At 62.8% G+C, this 15,012-nt stretch carries 12 protein-coding genes and 1 pseudogene; 5 read left to right on the forward strand and 8 right to left on the reverse strand.

What is annotated here, in order from left to right:
* Positions 1-108: 108 nt before the first annotated feature.
* Together ACIQ3Q_RS19060 and ACIQ3Q_RS19065 are read left to right on the forward strand one after the other, a co-directional pair.
* Positions 109-642: pseudogene (locus tag ACIQ3Q_RS19060) on the forward strand (N-6 DNA methylase); the annotation flags it as partial.
* On the forward strand, positions 635-1,795 hold the full coding sequence (locus tag ACIQ3Q_RS19065) for a restriction endonuclease subunit S (protein WP_396270777.1): 1,161 nt from the start codon (positions 635-637) through the stop codon (positions 1,793-1,795). The pseudogene ACIQ3Q_RS19060 and the gene ACIQ3Q_RS19065, both read left to right, overlap by 8 nt.
* A gap of 406 nt (positions 1,796-2,201) precedes the next feature.
* Here the strand turns inward: ACIQ3Q_RS19065 and ACIQ3Q_RS19070 are convergent, their stop codons facing one another.
* Positions 2,202-2,648 carry a hypothetical protein gene (locus tag ACIQ3Q_RS19070; protein ID WP_396270778.1) on the reverse strand — a complete coding sequence of 149 codons (447 nt, stop codon included), beginning with the start codon at positions 2,646-2,648 and terminating at the stop codon, positions 2,202-2,204.
* Between the two features lie 125 nt (positions 2,649-2,773).
* Here ACIQ3Q_RS19070 and ACIQ3Q_RS19075 point away from each other — a divergent pair, with 125 nt between their 5' ends.
* Entirely contained in the window at positions 2,774-3,445 is a 672-nt protein-coding gene (locus tag ACIQ3Q_RS19075) for a histidine phosphatase family protein (protein ID WP_396270779.1), read from the forward strand.
* On the opposite strand, the gene ACIQ3Q_RS19080 is transcribed toward ACIQ3Q_RS19075, so the two are convergent.
* Positions 3,436-4,644, reverse strand: a complete 1,209-nt coding sequence (locus tag ACIQ3Q_RS19080; RefSeq protein WP_396270780.1) for a hypothetical protein — start codon at positions 4,642-4,644, stop codon at positions 3,436-3,438. The genes ACIQ3Q_RS19075 and ACIQ3Q_RS19080 overlap by 10 nt on opposite strands.
* A 174-nt stretch (positions 4,645-4,818) precedes the next feature.
* On the opposite strand from ACIQ3Q_RS19080, the gene ACIQ3Q_RS19085 reads away from it, so the two are divergent.
* Entirely contained in the window at positions 4,819-5,805 is a 987-nt protein-coding gene (locus ACIQ3Q_RS19085) for a helix-turn-helix transcriptional regulator (protein WP_396270781.1), read from the forward strand.
* Here ACIQ3Q_RS19085 and ACIQ3Q_RS19090 read toward each other — a convergent pair.
* Positions 5,796-7,532 carry an NAD-binding protein gene (locus ACIQ3Q_RS19090; protein WP_396270782.1) on the reverse strand — a complete coding sequence of 579 codons (1,737 nt, stop codon included), beginning with the start codon at positions 7,530-7,532 and terminating at the stop codon, positions 5,796-5,798. The genes ACIQ3Q_RS19085 and ACIQ3Q_RS19090 overlap by 10 nt on opposite strands.
* A gap of 90 nt (positions 7,533-7,622) precedes the next feature.
* On the reverse strand, positions 7,623-8,129 hold the full coding sequence (locus ACIQ3Q_RS19095) for a TIGR02281 family clan AA aspartic protease (RefSeq protein ID WP_396270783.1): 507 nt from the start codon (positions 8,127-8,129) through the stop codon (positions 7,623-7,625).
* A 175-nt stretch (positions 8,130-8,304) separates the two neighbouring features.
* On the opposite strand from ACIQ3Q_RS19095, the gene ACIQ3Q_RS19100 reads away from it, so the two are divergent.
* Entirely contained in the window at positions 8,305-10,539 is a 2,235-nt protein-coding gene (locus tag ACIQ3Q_RS19100) for a TonB-dependent receptor plug domain-containing protein (protein ID WP_396270784.1), read from the forward strand.
* Here the strand turns inward: ACIQ3Q_RS19100 and ACIQ3Q_RS19105 are convergent.
* The 4 genes from ACIQ3Q_RS19105 to ACIQ3Q_RS19120 form a co-directional block, all read right to left on the reverse strand.
* Entirely contained in the window at positions 10,536-10,814 is a 279-nt protein-coding gene (locus ACIQ3Q_RS19105; RefSeq protein ID WP_396270785.1) for a GNAT family N-acetyltransferase, read from the reverse strand. The genes ACIQ3Q_RS19100 and ACIQ3Q_RS19105 overlap by 4 nt on opposite strands.
* A 3-nt stretch (positions 10,815-10,817) precedes the next feature.
* A complete protein-coding gene (locus ACIQ3Q_RS19110; protein WP_396270786.1) occupies positions 10,818-12,965 on the reverse strand; it encodes a prolyl oligopeptidase family protein in 2,148 nt (715 codons plus the stop codon).
* 152 nt (positions 12,966-13,117) lie between these two features.
* Positions 13,118-13,690 carry a YaeQ family protein gene (locus tag ACIQ3Q_RS19115; RefSeq protein WP_396270787.1) on the reverse strand — a complete coding sequence of 191 codons (573 nt, stop codon included), beginning with the start codon at positions 13,688-13,690 and terminating at the stop codon, positions 13,118-13,120.
* Between the two features lie 62 nt (positions 13,691-13,752).
* Entirely contained in the window at positions 13,753-14,838 is a 1,086-nt protein-coding gene (locus tag ACIQ3Q_RS19120) for an oxidoreductase (RefSeq protein ID WP_396270789.1), read from the reverse strand.
* Between the last annotated feature and the right edge of the window lie 174 nt (positions 14,839-15,012).

The following is a 15,012-nucleotide window of genomic DNA, read 5'->3' on the forward strand; positions in this document are numbered from 1 at the left end:
CGGCGCCGCGCATAGGTCTCTCTCAGATCGAGATGCTCACATTGTCCTCGCTGCGCCTCGCTCGACCATCACAACCGGTCGGTATTTCAGCAGCCTGCTAGACCCGGTGGCAAAGCAGCCATGGTGGTTCCTACTGGATTTATCACCGCGCAAAGTGGGATCGAAAAAGGCATCCGCCAACATCTGGTGGATAGCAAGATGCTTGCGGGTGTGGTCTCTATGCCCAGCAACATCTTCGCCACCACTGGCACTAACGTGTCGATCCTGTTCATCGACGCAGCAAACAAGGCCGGTGTTGTGCTGATCGATGCTTCCGGTCTTGGCACCAAATACAAAGACGGCAAGAATCAGAAAACTCTTCTGTCTATAGAAGAAGAAGACCGAATCATTGCCACTTTCAATGGAAAAGTGGCGGTGGAAGACTTCTCGGTGGTGGTCGACTACGCCGACATTGCCGCCAAGAATTACAGTTTGAGTGCCGGGCAGTATTTCGATGTGAAGATCGATTATTGCGATCTGACACCCGCACAGTTTTTCGAGAAACTACAAGGGTTTAACGATCGGCTAGATGCTCTGTTTAAGGAGTCGGCGGGGCTCGAGCTGGAGATCAAGAAGCAGTTGGCGGGGCTACGCCATGACTAATGCAGTTCATCGACGGCTTGGTGATTTGCTGAATCTGAAGCGTGGCTACGACCTTCCTGAGAATCAGCGACGTTCGGGACCTTATCCAGTAATTAGCTCGGCTGGAATCACCGGATTTCATGACGAATACATGGTTGATGGTCAGGGCGTTGTCACGGGGCGATACGGCACGCTCGGTGAAATGTATTACGTAAATGGTAAATACTGGCCACATAATACTGCGCTCTATGTCGCCACCTTCAAAGATAATGATCCAAAATACATCTATTACTTGCTGAGTTGTCTTGGTCGGATCCGTACTTCTGATAAAAGCGCAGTGCCTGGCGTTAATCGGAATGAGCTGCATGAAATGGCTGTTCCGGCTATCACCGACAAAGATCAGCAGAAAAAAATTGCCGCCGTCCTCACTGCCCTCGACGCCAAAATCGACTGCAACAACCGTATCAACGCCGAGCTGGAGGCGATGGCCAAGACACTGTACGAATACTGGTTTGTGCAGTTCGATTTCCCCGACGGCAACGGCAAACCGTACAAATCCTCCGGCGGCAAGATGGTCTACAACGCCATGCTCAAGCGGGAGATTCCGGAGGGATGGGAGGATGGCTCGTTGTGGGGGATCGCGCGGTATTTCAATGGCCTTGCGATGCAGAAATACAGACCAATTTACAGCGACTATCTGCCTGTTATCAAAATCAAGGAAATGGGCGAAGGGCTTTCAGCCAGCACTGAGAAAGCTCGTCCTGATATTCCTCAAGACGCGATTGTTGATGATGGGGATGTGCTATTTTCTTGGTCGGCCACGTTGGACGTGAAGATCTGGTCCCAAGGTAAGGGGGCGCTCAATCAGCATATTTTCAAAGTCACTTCAAATAAATATCCGAAAACTTTCTATTATTTTGAGTTGTTGAGATATCTGACACATTTCAAGATGATGGCCGAAAAGCGAAAAACTACAATGGGCCACATTACACATGATCACTTAAAGCAAAGCAGGATTTGCATTCCGCCGATTGAGTTAATCGATATTGCGCACGAAAGGATAGCACCTATATTTAAGAAGCACCTAATGAATGCGAAGGATAACCAGCAACTCGCCCAACTTCGCGACTGGCTCCTACCCCTGCTGATGAACGGCCAAGTGACGGTGGTGTAACCCATAGCCCAGCGGAAGCCCCCCAGATTCCCCGAAAGACCGAGGTTTCACCATTTGCACCTCGGCGGCGGAATACCTGACCTTCATCGCCGCTAGCGGCCAGAGTGTGGCGTGAAGGCGGTGTACAAGGACGAGAGCGTCTGGATACTTAAGAAATTATGGCGTTGCTCTATGACGTGGATGGCCGAACCATCAGCTATCACTTGAAGATGGTGTTTCGGACAGCGAACCGGACGTCGATTCAGTTATCCTAAATTTCCGGTTAACTGCCTCCGACGGCAAAAAATACTATCACCAGCACTACAGCTCGACGCCATCATCTCGGTGGGCCAATAGGTGGTGAATTAAATTCGGAATCGCAACACTTGATAGATTTCGAGTCAGTGGGGCGTTAGGCGCTAACGCTTTACTTTTTGGTCTTGTTGCTGGCGACGTTTATCACGTAAGCTGCTAGAGCAGTAAAGCTCAAGGTCGAAACAACTTTCCCCCAGAATTGATTGTTGCTGTCGTTTATTATTTCATTCGATGACAGCTGTTGACGTTGAACAATCTCTGCATGCTTGTAGCCTTCACGAAGCTTTCCTCGTCCTTTGGAATTTTTCGCAATACTGCTAGAAAAATCCAACGTTTTTTGAGTTGTCCGATCATTGCTTTTGAATGCTTCGACCTGGCTCTTTGAGGCAAGTTTTGCAATATTTCTGATTTCCTGTAGGGCATGCTTGGCTTGGCTATTAATTAGAGATATCTGTCCTGAAGAGAGCTTCTTGTTCGAATAAAGTTGTGCGACTTTGCGTATCTCTGATTGATCTTTATTCTTCAGTTTTTCCAAATTAAAAGATGTGCTTGATTTCATACCTCAATCCTCCCTTTTGATTGGCTGGTTGATACAAAAAAATCTACTGTGTTAAAGAAATTCTATCGGGCTGGATAGTCACTTTTGCGACAGAATATTTTATCCAAGTCGTTCAGAATTATGCAATGGCAAAGATCTACATGGTGCGGCACGGGCAGGCGTCGTTTGGCGCAGCAGACTACGACCAATTGAGCCCCTTGGGGGCGCAGCAGTGTGAGCTGCTGGGCCAACATTGGCGAGCCTTAGGCTTGCGCTTTGATACGGTGTGGATGGGCAGCTTGAAGCGCCATCGCCAGAGCATGGAGGCGATTGCGGCTGGCCTAGGTGGCTTGCCTGAGGCCACGGTGCGCAGTGGGCTCAATGAGTACGACCCTGAGGCCCTGGTGCGGGCGGCTCATCCTGGTCCACTGCCCAGCGGCGACAGCCCCGAGGTGCAGCGCCAACATTTTTTGCACCTGCGCCAAGGCTTGCTGGGCTGGATCAAGGGCGAGATGGCCCCGGCGGGCCTGCCCGCCCACGCAGACTTTTTGGGTGGCGTGATGGCGGCGTTGGATGAGGCGCGCCAGCAGCCTTCCGCCGAGCACATTTTGGTGGTTTCCAGTGGCGGGCCGATCTCCAACGCGGTGGGTCATGTGCTGCAGGCCGCGCCTGAGGGTGTGGTGGAGTTGAACCTGCGCTTGCGCAACAGCGCGGTGACCGAGCTGCAAAGCACCTCGCGCCGCCATGCCTTGATCAGCTTTAACAACCTGCCCCATTTGGATCAGCCCGGCCGCAGCCACCTGCAAACCTATGCTTGAGGCGCGCCGGCCGCAGCGATGAGGCTGTGGGGCAGCTTTGCGCCCAGCCGCTTGAAGCCGATGCGAGCGGGGGCCGGGCTGCTGATGCGCTGAGCGCGGCTCACATAGCCTCCGGACTCCAAGGCCCAGCCCTCGGTAGCCTGCTCGGGCGCATGGATCTGCACCTGCTGGGCCTGGCCCACCAAACCCTTGCGGGCCGCTTGGGTGACCAGTTCTTCAGCCTGCGCGGCACTGAGTTGTAGGGCAAAGCGCTGCCAGCAGCGCATCAGGCGCGGGTCCGCCCAGGCGTCTTCCAGGCGCTCGCGCCATTGGCTCTCAGTCAGCGGGCGGCCGCCATCCCAGGCGCGGGGCAACAGCCCGTGCACCACCTTGTGAAAATCACGCTGCAGGCTGAGGCTGGGCAGCAGCGTGGCCAGTTGACCCAGGCGGGCGGCAAAGCCGGGCCGCGCAATCTGGCGGGTGATGATGACCTGCAGGCCTTGGATGGGGTTGAGCAGGCGCAGCCGGTTGGGTGGCAGCACCCGCAGTGGCACGGCGGCGGCCACCTCGTGCGGCAGTGGGGTGACGAAAGACATCAGCGTGGCCAGGCGGGTCCACTCGGTGCTGCTCAGTGCGTCGGCGTCGTCCATGTCGCCTGTAAGGCCCGGCGCGGCACTGTCCGCCGAAGACTCGCGCGCAGCGGCCAGCACGGCCATCAGCCGCGCATCGTCCCAGCGTTGGCCCTGCATGGCTTGGGCGGCCCGCAGGCTGATCACTGCCAAATGACCAGCGGCATAGCCCGCCTCGCCTTGTAGGCGGGCAATGCGGGCCGACTCAAGGGTTTCCGACGCGGCGGTGCCCAAGCCTTGAAGGCCTCGAAGCGGGCGGCGGCTGATGGGGCAGCGCTCCACCCACAGCTGGGCCAGGTAGTGAGGGGTGACCTGCACGTCTTCAAAGTGGCGGCCGTGCAGCCAAGCGTCCAGGCGCAAGCTGAGCCAGGCCTGCACGGCCGGCGTGGCGGCCAAGGTGCGGGGGCCAAAGGCCGCCCGTCCGGCCTCCCAGCCCTGGCGCAGCGGGTTTTGCGGCAGCAGGTGTTGGGCCGGAGGCAGCAGGCCGTGGCGGGCATGGTCCCAGCCCAAGCCAAAGCCGCAGCGGTCCAAAGCCTGTGGCGCAACAGTGGTCGGGGTGTCATCAGCAAAGGGTAGCGTGGCTTGGGTCATGCTTGTCTCCAACGAAGAAGGGGCCAGTGATGGCAGCGTGGGCTGCTGGTCTGGGTCAGCGTGTAAGACAGTGTGCAAGGCCACAGGCTCATGGGATGAGCCTGCTGAATCGTTGTGGTGGCCATGCGGGTTTTCCGGAGAGGCTCATCCCATGAGCCTGCGATACCCTAGGGCATGGACCGCACTGAACGCTTTTATCGGATCGAGCTGCTCATCAAGTCGCGCGGCGGGGTGTCGTTTGAGGCCCTGCAAGCCGAGCTGGAGGTCTCGCGCGCCACGCTCAAGCGCGACCTGCAATACCTGCGAGACCGCATGGACGCGCCCATCGTCTACGACCGCTTTGACAACGCCTATCGCTTTGAAGCGCAAGGCGAGGGCACGGGCACCGCAGCCACGGCCCACGAGCTGCCCGGCGTCTGGTTCAACGAAGCTGAGATCCATGCCCTGTTGACCATGCACCAGCTCATTGCCGGGCTGGATGCCGGGGGCGTGCTCGGGCGGCACTTGCAGCCCTTGCTCGACAAGCTGCACGGCATGCTGGGCACCAGCGAGGGAGAGTCCCGCGAGTTACTGCGCCGCGTTCGGGTGATCAGCCCGGCGCGCCGCCCGGTGCCTAGCAAGTGGTTTGAGCTGGTGGGCTCTGCCTTGCTCAAGCGCGAGCGGCTGGAGATGCTTTACTTCACCCGGGCGCGGCGCAGCGAGTCGCAGCGCGAGGTCTCTCCGCAGCGGCTCACCTACTACCGCAACACCTGGTACCTGGATGCTTGGTGCCACCGCAGCGAGGGCCTACGCCGTTTCGCCTTGGATGCGGTGCGCAGTGTGCGGGTGCTGCCTGCCCGCGCCAAAGACGTGGCGCTCAAGACTGTGCAGGCCGAGCTGGATGGCGGCTATGGCATTTTCTCGGGCAAGGCGCTGCAAACCGCGACGCTGCGCTTCTCTGCCGAGGCCGCGCAGTGGGTGGCCGCAGAAGAGTGGCACCCGCAGCAAAGCTTGCGCTGGCTGGACGATGGCCAACTGGAGATGAAGCTGCCCTTCACCGACCCCACCGAGCTGGCCATGGACCTGCTGCGTCATGGCCCTCAGGTGCAGGTGCTGGCCCCTGCGGCACTGGTCAAGCTGGTGGCTCAGCAAGCCCGAGACACCGCCGCCCTTTACGCCTGAGCCCGCAGCCAGGCCAGGCGGCCGGTCAGCCTAGCCTGCCGCTCTGGGCTGCCCTTGGCCGCCCCCAAGGCCCACATCCAGGCGGTGACAAACAAGGTGCGGCCCAGCACGCACTCGTCCAGCAGCGCGGTGCTGGGTGCTAAGCCTTGCGCTTCGCGGGCTTGCCACCAGCCCCGCAGCGCCGCCTCAGACCAAGCCACATCGGTGCCCAACACGCGCGCACCGGCCACCATGCAGGCCGCGTCCCACTCTACGGGTCCGACGACGGTGTCTTCCCAATCCCCCCACAGCGGCCCCTGAGGGGTAGCCCAGACATTGTTAAGGTGGGCATCACCATGCAGCGCTTGCAGGGCGGGAGCCAGGGCTTGCAAGCGTTGCTGGCAGGCCAGGGTCAGGCGGCGCACCAGGGCCACATCGGCGGGTGCGGCACCTTGCCGCAGCAAGTCAGGGTCTTCCAGCAAGCGCTGCACTTCATCAAACATGCCCCAGGCCGCCCGTGGGGGCAAGCTGGCCGGGGCCAAGGCGGCGTGGCAGGCGGCCAGGGCTTGGCCTGCGGCGGTGGGGTCAGGCGGGGTGGCCAAGACCTCGGCACGCTGCCACAGGCTGATGTGCCAGGTGCGGCCCTGCGACACCCAGGCATGCGGCCCGGCCAGGTCGCTGTGCGCGCCAAGGAGGGACCCCACAGCCGGTCGCACGGTGGGTGCGCCTGCGTGGGCTAAGGCGTGGGCCACGGCCAACTCGTGCTGGGCTTGCTCGGCCGCTCGCCAGCGGGAGGTGCCGGTGGCCACGCGGGCCACCACGTTATGCGGCGGCAAGCCCACCGCCAGGTTGGAATAGCGGCCCAGCACCTGTGCCTGCGCGCTGCCCAGCCCCAAGTGGGCCGCAAGCTCAGTGCAGGCGCGCAGGGCGGCGGCTTCATCCTGTGCTGAGACAGGCTCGGGCTGCCCGCCCGCGTGCAGGAACAGGCTGGCATCGTCCAAAGTGCCCAGGCCCTGCTCACAAGCTTGGGCAAAGCGCTGGGCGGCCAACTGGCCCAAGCCCGATGTGGGCGAGCCTGCCAGGGCGCAGGCCTGTAGCGCCAAGCGGCTGTCTTTGGCCAGCAAGGTGGTGTGGGCGCGAGGGGCGAAGTCGTTGTCCAAGGCACGGCGCAGGCGGTCGCTGGCGATCCAGCTTTGGCCGCTGCTGGCCTCCATCACGCTCAGCGTTTGGCGGGCGTCCAGCCCCCACTGCTGGGCCAAGGCCAAGACCTCTGCCGCGCCGGCCAGGTTAATGGCGGCCAGCAAGTTGTTCAGCAGCTTGGTGCGGGCTGCGTCACCGGCCTTGGCGCTGATGACAAAGCGCTGGCGGGCCAAGGTACTGAGCAAGGCTTCGTTGGCTTGCAGCACGAAGGGGGGCCCGGCCAGCATCAGGCTCATTTCGCCAAGTTGGGCCCGCAGCGGCCCCCCGGACATGGGCGCATCGATCAGGCTGACGCCCAGCGCGCTCAAGCGCTTGGCTGCGTCTTCCACATCTTTCGGCCCCAATGTGGGGCAAAGCAACACGACGTCACCAGCCTGGGCTTGGGCGTGCAAGCCCTGCTCGCCCCACAGCACTTCGGCGGTTTGTGCGGCATCCACCACCACCACCAGGGTTTGGCGGCAATGCTGGGCGACTTCAGCGGCATGGCGGGCCACGGTGGCCCCCAGCGCCTTGGCAGCGCTGCAGCGCAGCGGGTCAATGTCGTGCACCACCACCGCCAGCCTTCTGAGCGCAGGCGCTGCAGCAGGGCAAAGCCCATATTGCCGATGCCGATGATGCCTATGGGGGGCTTGCAAGTCTCAGTCACGCTGGGCCTCTGGCAGGCGCAGAGTCATCACGCCTTGGCCTTGCTCCAGGCGCAGCCGGCCCAGCACATCCATGCCCAGCAAAGGCGCGTCGGACAGGCTGGGCAGCACGGAGATGGCCATGCGGTCCAGGGTGAAACCGCCTTCCAAAGCAAGGTCCACCGTGCTGCGCCAGCCTTCGGCCTCGCCAGAGGCGGTGCGTGCCACAAAGCGCGGGCCTTGCGGCAGGCCCAGGGCTTGGGCCACCTCGCCGGGCAGCACCGAGCTGGTGGCGCCCGTGTCGATCAAGAACACCACCTCACGCTGGCCCCGGGGGCCGCTCAGCGTGGCCGGCCAGTGGTAGTGGCCATCGGCGGACCGCTGCAGGGTCACCTGGCCCTGGCTCCATTGGATGCGCGGCTTGGCGCGCTCATGCAGCCACCACTGGAAGGTCAAGAAAATGACGGTGCCCAGCAGCAACCAGATCGTCAGCAGCTTGAGGGTCTTGGGAGGCTCGTTCATGTCGTGGGAGGCAGCATTTTCAGGTTCATGCCATTGTGAGGTGTCTGTGCGGTATCCGTGTGAGGGTGCTTTTCTGTTTCTGCGGCGCAAAGTCAAGACCCTCTGGCCCAAGGGTGGTGCTGTGCTGGATGAAAATGGCTTCATTCCTGAACTGACCTGCCCGCCAGTGAGCGCCATGCCTAAGCCTTTTTCAACGCTGCCGTTTTCAAAGTCTGCTTTGGCCTTGGCCGCCAGCATGGTGGTGGCCAGTGCCGCCTGGGCGCAAAGCCCGGCGGCAGAGACCCCGGCCAAGCCTGAGCCTGCTCCGGCGGCCAAGCCGGCCGCGACTCCCACCGAGCGCGTGACCGTCAAGGGCACGCGCACCGAGGACGAGCAGCGGCGCCAATCGACCGCCGCCAAGATCATCATCGACCGAGAAGAGCTGGACAAGTTTGGGGATACCTCTTTGGGTGAGGTGATGAAGCGCCTGCCCGGCGTGAGCACCGACGGCCGCCCGGGCCGGGGCGGCAACCCGCGCATGCGCGGCCTGGGCGCCGGCTACACGCAGATCTTGATCGACGGCGAGCGCGTGCAGGGCGGCCTGTCGCTGGATTCCATCAGCCCCGATCAGATCGAGCGCATCGAGATCATCCGTGCGCCCACGGCCGAGACAGGCGCTCGCGCCATCGGTGGCACCATCAACATCATCACCCGCGAGGGCTTTACCAAGCGGCTCAACGACCTGAAGCTGGGTGTGGGCGTGGAGCGGGGCCAGCCCGGCGGCTTTGTGGGCTGGACGCGCGACGACCAGATCGATAGCTTCAGCTACAACGTCTCGGCCACCACCTGGCGGCGCAAGGGCGAAGACAGCTCCACGACCACCACCACTACACCCGAGGCGGTGCAGGTGGAGCGTGCCGAGAGCACCGACGAGCGCCAGGGCCTGCATGCCAGCGCACGCCTGCAATGGCGCTTGAGCGACACCGACAGCTTGATGCTCATGCCCATGATGGTGGCCTCCAAGAACACCGGTTCGCGCAAGGCTGGTTTCAGCCATCAACCAGTGGCCTGTGATGGCCAGGCGCCCTTTGACAGCAGTCTGCTGTGCAGCACCAACGGGGACAACGACGGGGACTTTGCACTGGTGCGTCTGAATGGCCAATGGCGCACCACGGTGGACGGCTGGCGCCTGGAAACCAGAGGCGGTGTGAGCCAGTCGCGCAGTACCGGCCAGTCGGAGCGCCAGGAGCGCTATGACGGCCGCAGCGACCTGGACGTGGTGCAAGACCAATCCCGCAGCACCGAGCGCACCCAGCAGATCAACCTCAAGGGCAGCAAACTGCTGGACAACGACCACAACCTGGTGATGGGCCTGGAGGCCGAAGCCGCGCAGCGTGACGACAGCCGCGAGCCCTTGCTCAACGGCCAGCCTCGCTTTGCGGGCTTTGGGGACAACCTGGCCGCCTCCACGCGGCGTGTGGCGCTGTTTGCGCAAGACGAATGGAGTCTGACGCCGCAGTGGGCTGTGCATGGTGGCCTGCGCTGGGAAGGCATACGCACTCAAGGCGAGCCACTGGGCGATTTGCCGGCGGTGAGCAACACCAGCAGTGTGGTTACCCCCTTGCTGCATGCGCTGTGGCGACCCGAACCCAAGAGCCGCAATCAGGTGCGTGTGAGCCTCACGCGCAGCTATAAGTCGCCCACCCTGAACCAACTGGTGGCTTGGCCCAGCCTCGCCACCCGCAACAGCGAAACCTCGCCCGACCGGGCGGGCAACCCGGCCCTGCAACCCGAGTTGGCCACTGGCATCGACTTGGCGGCCGAGCGCTACCTGCCCGGCGGTGGCATGTTCAGCGTCAATCTCTTCCACCGCCGCATCACGGACCTGATGCGCTCGGTCGTGTCTTTGGAAGAGGTCTCTTGGCGCGATGGACCGGTTTATGTCTCGCGCCCTCAAAACGTGGGTCGGGCCACCACGCAGGGCGTGGAGTTAGAGGCCAAGGGCCGACTGGCCGAGTGGATGGAAGACGCGCCGCAAGTGGACTTGCGCGCCAACCTGAGCTTGTATGTCTCGCGCGTGGACAGCGTGGCTGGGCCGAACAACCGCTTGGACAGCCAGCCCGGTGGCACCTTGAACTTGGGCGCCGACTGGAAGGTGAAGGACATGCCGCTCACCATGGGCAGTAGCGTCTCTTACACCCCGGGCTACACCACGCGCCTGGCCGAGAACCAATGGTTGGTGCAACCTACCAAGCGGGTCATCGATGCCTATGCGTTGTGGAGCTTCAGCCCGACTTGGCGCTTGCGTGTGTCGCTCAGCAATTTGGCACCGTTGGACACGGGCTCAACCTCTCAAGTGGGGGACGAAGTGGCTCAAACCATTTCGCCCACCGCCATGACGTGGCGGGCCCAGCTAGAAATCAAGATTTAAGCGACGAGATCGGCGGCCTCTGGGTGCCGCCGCATCCACACCGCCACGTAGCTGCACACCGGCTTGATCTTCAGGCCGTGCTGGCGCGCATGGTCCACAGCAGCGGCCACCAACTGGCTGGCCAGTCCGCGGCCTTCTAGCGCCGGGGGCACGCCGGTGTGGTTCATCCACATCACGCCGTCTTTCAGGCGGTAGGTGGCTTCGCAGAGCAGGCCGTCCACCGTCAGCTCAAAGCGCTGGGCAGCGGCGTTGTGGGTGACGGTGGCGTGGCTCATGGTTCAGCGCTTCAGTTGTTGCCAGAGGAAGGCGAACTCCAAGGCCAGGCGGTCTGCCGCTTGGGAGTTGTCGGCAGCAGCACCGTGGCCGCCTTCGATGTTCTCGTAGTACAGCACCTGATGCCCTTGCTCGATCATGCGGGCGGCCATCTTGCGGGCGTGGGCAGGGTGAACACGGTCATCGCGTGTCGAGGTCACGAAGAAGACCTTGGGGTAGGTCTTGCCCTTGCTCACGTTCTGATAAGGGCTGTACTTGGAGATGTAAGCCCACTCTTCGGGCACGTCCGGGTTGCCGTATTCGGCCATCCAGCTCGCACCGGCCAGCAGGGTGTGGAAGCGGCGCATGTCGAGCAGCGGCACTTGGCACACCACGGCATTGAACAGCTCAGGGCGCTGCACCATCACCGTACCCACCAGCAGGCCACCGTTGCTGCCGCCTTGGATGCCTAAATGGCGCGGCGAGGTGACTTTGCGGGCGATCAGGTCTTCCGCCACTGCAGCAAAGTCGTCATAGCTCTTTTGCTTGTTGGCCTTCAGCGCGGCTTGGTGCCAGCCTGGGCCATATTCGCCGCCACCCCGGATATTGGCCACCACCAGCACACCGCCCTTGGTGAACCAAGCCGTGCCATAGCCGCCTGAGTACCAGGGTTGCATAGACTGCTCAAAGCCGCCGTAGCCGTAGAGCAAGGTGGGGTTCTTGCCGTCGTCCACACGGTTCTTCGCGCCGATCACAAAGTAGGGCACTTTGGTGCCGTCTTTGGAGGTCGCAAAGTGCTGCTCGGCCTTCACGGTCGACGCGTCAAAGAAGGCCGGGCGGGACTTGATGCGCTCTAAGCCATCTTTGCCTGCTTCGCCAATGTAGAGCGAATCCGGCGTGAGAAAGTCGGTGTAGGTCAGCATGAAGTGCTCACCCCAGGGGTCATTGCTGACTTGCGGGTCGTGCAGGCTGGACAGGCCCAGGGTGCCGGGGAAGGGCGCTGCAATGTCGCGCTTCTTCCACTGACCGCCTTCAAAGCGCCAGGCTTCGGCGCGGCCGGCCACATTGTCGAGCACGCTGAGCAGCACCTGGCTGCGCGTCACGCTAAATCCAGCCAAGGAGCGGGTGGCCGTGGGCGTGAACAGGGCTGTGAAGTCGCGCTGGCCTTTCATATAGGCTTGTGCATCGCCCACCAACAAACTGCCGCGCGGCCAGGTGACTTCACCTTTGCTGCCTTTCACTTTCCAGTCGCTGCGCAACTCCACCAGCACGCGTTCGCGCCAGAAGCTGAGCTGCGCATCGGCGGGCTTGTCCACCTTCACCGGGGCTTGGCCTTCGGTCCAGACATACATCTGGCTGGTGTAGAAGCTATCAGCGCGGCTGAAGCTCACGCGCTTGAAGCCCGGCGTATGGTCCACATGGGCGCCGGCGGCCACGTCGGCTTTTTCGCCTTCAAAGACCGTGGTGGCGCTGCTCAAGGCTTGGCCACGTTGCCACAGCTTGACCACGCGAGGGTAGCCCGAGTCCGTCTGCGAGCCGGGGCCAAAGTCCGTGCCCACAAAGATCCGGTTCTCGTCCAGCCAGCTCACATCGGATTTGGCCTCAGGCAGGCTGAAGCCGTCTTTGACGAACTGCTTGGTCGCGGTGTCGAACTCGCGCACCACCACGGCGTCAGCACCGCCGCGTGAGAGCATCAGCAAGCAGCGGGTCGATGCACCTTCCATGCACTGGGCATCTTTCCAGACCCAATTCTCCTTCTCGGCTTTGGCCAGCGCGTCAAGATCCAGCAGCACCTCCCACTGTGGCGCCGCCTTGCGGTATTCCGTCAGGCTGGTGCGGCGCCACAGGCCGCGCGGGTTGGTTTTGTCGCGCCAGAAATTGATGAAGAAGTCGCCGTCGCGCTGGGCATAGGGGATGCGGTCGGTCGAGTCCAGAATTTCGCGGAAGCGCTGCTTGTTGCGCGCAAAGTCAGGGTGCGCTTCCAGCACCGCTCGTGACGCAGTATTGCGCTCGCGCACCCAGGCCAAGGGCTTCTCACCTTGCACCTCCTCTAGCCACAAATAGGGGTCTTCGGGGGCCGGAGAGGCCGCGGCGGTAGCGGGTGTGGTCATGGTCAACAGGCTGGAGGCACCGATCAGGGCCAACAGCAGGCTTCGGAAGTTGAGAGGGGTCATGGGCAGCGCGAGTGGCGTTGAGACAGGTTCAAAAAGGCCGCAAATGCCGGGTAGGCGCACGGCGTCAGGCGTGTCGGGCCGCCATGATAGGCCAGCGCGGCTGGCCCCTGGGGGCCAGCGACCTGCCGAAAACCCGAGAACTTGGGGGGCGATTACCCTCGGCGCTGGCTGAGGCTGCGCAGGGCGATGGGTTCGACCTGAATGGAATCTTTGCCGTCGCCCACCCAGATCGCGCCGTCTTGCACCGTCACCTGCAATTGCATGCTGCGCTGGGCCAGTGCGGCCAAGGCCTTGCTGGTCTCGGCCGGCACTTGCCAGACCTCTAAATTGCTGAGGCGCGAGAGCTTCCCTTCCATGCTGCTCCACCACACCGGCACCGCGCTGCTGTAAGCCCACAAGCGCACCACCTCGGCCCGGCCACAGGCCTTGGTCAGGCGGCGCTCGTCCAGGGGTTGGCCCACTTCAATCCACTGCACCAACTGGCCGGTCAGGTCTTTTTGCCACAGATCGGGCTCTTCGGTGTCCGACAAGCCGCCAGCAAAGGTCAGCGCCCCTTGCAGGTCGTCGGCTGGCACGCTCATCGCAAAGGCCAGCAGGCGCATCATCATGCGTTCGTCCGTCTCCGACGGGTGCCGGGCCAGCGTCAGGGCATGGTCCGCATAGAGGTGGCGGTCCATGTCTGCAATCTGCAGCTGAGCCTTGTAGATGGTGGATTTGAGGGCCATGGGCGCGGTGTGGTTCAAACAAAAAGCCCCTGAGGCTCAGGGGTGGCCGAGTGTAGCTGTGCTCAGGAAGCGATCTGCACGCTCAGCTCCGCCCGCTTTGCTGCACTCTCCCGGCCTAAGTCCAGCAGCTGCATCACGGCCAAGGCTTGGCGTGGCGGCACGGGGTTGGGGCCGTGGCCGCGCAGGGCGGCCACCACGGCGGCGGAGTAGTGTGGGTAGCGGCCGGGCGGGGTAGGCCAGGCCTGGGTGTGGCGTTGGTCGGGCAGGGCGGGGTCGGGGGCTTGGGTTAGCTCACCAGATTGCGGGTCGTGGCCCCAACCTTCGGGCAGGCCCGGGTCGGGCAGGGCGCCGGCGCGCAGCGCGTCTTCTTGGGCGTCTAGGCCCCATTTGCGGTAGCTGCCGCGCGTGCCGTGCACCACAAAGCGCGGGGTGGCATGGGCGGCCAAGGTGCTGGCGCTGAGGTGCACGCGCAGGCCTGAGGCATAGCGCAGCTCGCAAGCAAACCAGTCGTCGGCATGGCCGCCGTCACGCAGGGTGGCGATGTCGGCGTACAGCGCGGCAGGGGCGCCAAAACACTGCAGGGCTTGGTCCAGCAGATGCGGTGCAAGGTCTATCCACAAGCCACCGCCAGGGCCGGCGGCCTCGCGCCAGCGCTGGCGAACCTGCGGGCGGTAGCGGTCGAAATGCGAGGCCATGCGCACCACCCGGCCCAACTCACCTTGGGCCAGCAAGGCTTGCAGGGTCAAAAAATCACCGTCCCAGCGGCGGTTGTGAAACACGCTCAAGAACAAAGCTTTGGCTCCGGCCAGGTTCACCAAGGCCTGGGCCTCAGCGGCGTGCAGTGTGAAGGGCTTGTCCACCACCACCGCTTTGCCCGCCTGCAGCGCGGCATGGGCCAGTGCGAAGTGGCTGTCATTGGGGCTGGCCAAGACGACGAGGTCGACGTCCGGGCTGGCGATCAAGGCTTGCGGGTCGGCCCAGACCTGGGTCTGGGGGCCTAACTGCGCATGGACCTCCGCCGGCTGGCTGCTGGCCACGGCGCAGAGCTGCAAACCGGGCGTGGTGCGCAGCAGCGGGGCATGAAAGGTGCGCCCGGCAAAGCCGAAGCCAATCAATCCGACGCGCAAGGGGGCAAGGGCTGTGCTCATGGTGGGGAGAAAAGGGCGGGCAGGGTGGTGAGCCCCCTTGTTTGAGGCGGCCAGCCAACTGGCTATTGGGGTCTTTGGCGAGGCGTGGCCGAGGGCTTCGGTGGCATGATTCTTTGACGATTCAGTGCAAGCAAGACTATCCGTCTTCAGCCTCACTGGGTGTCTGGCGAGGAT

This window comes from Ideonella sp., from assembly GCF_044358605.1.
Taxonomy (GTDB): domain Bacteria; phylum Pseudomonadota; class Gammaproteobacteria; order Burkholderiales; family Burkholderiaceae_C; genus Ideonella.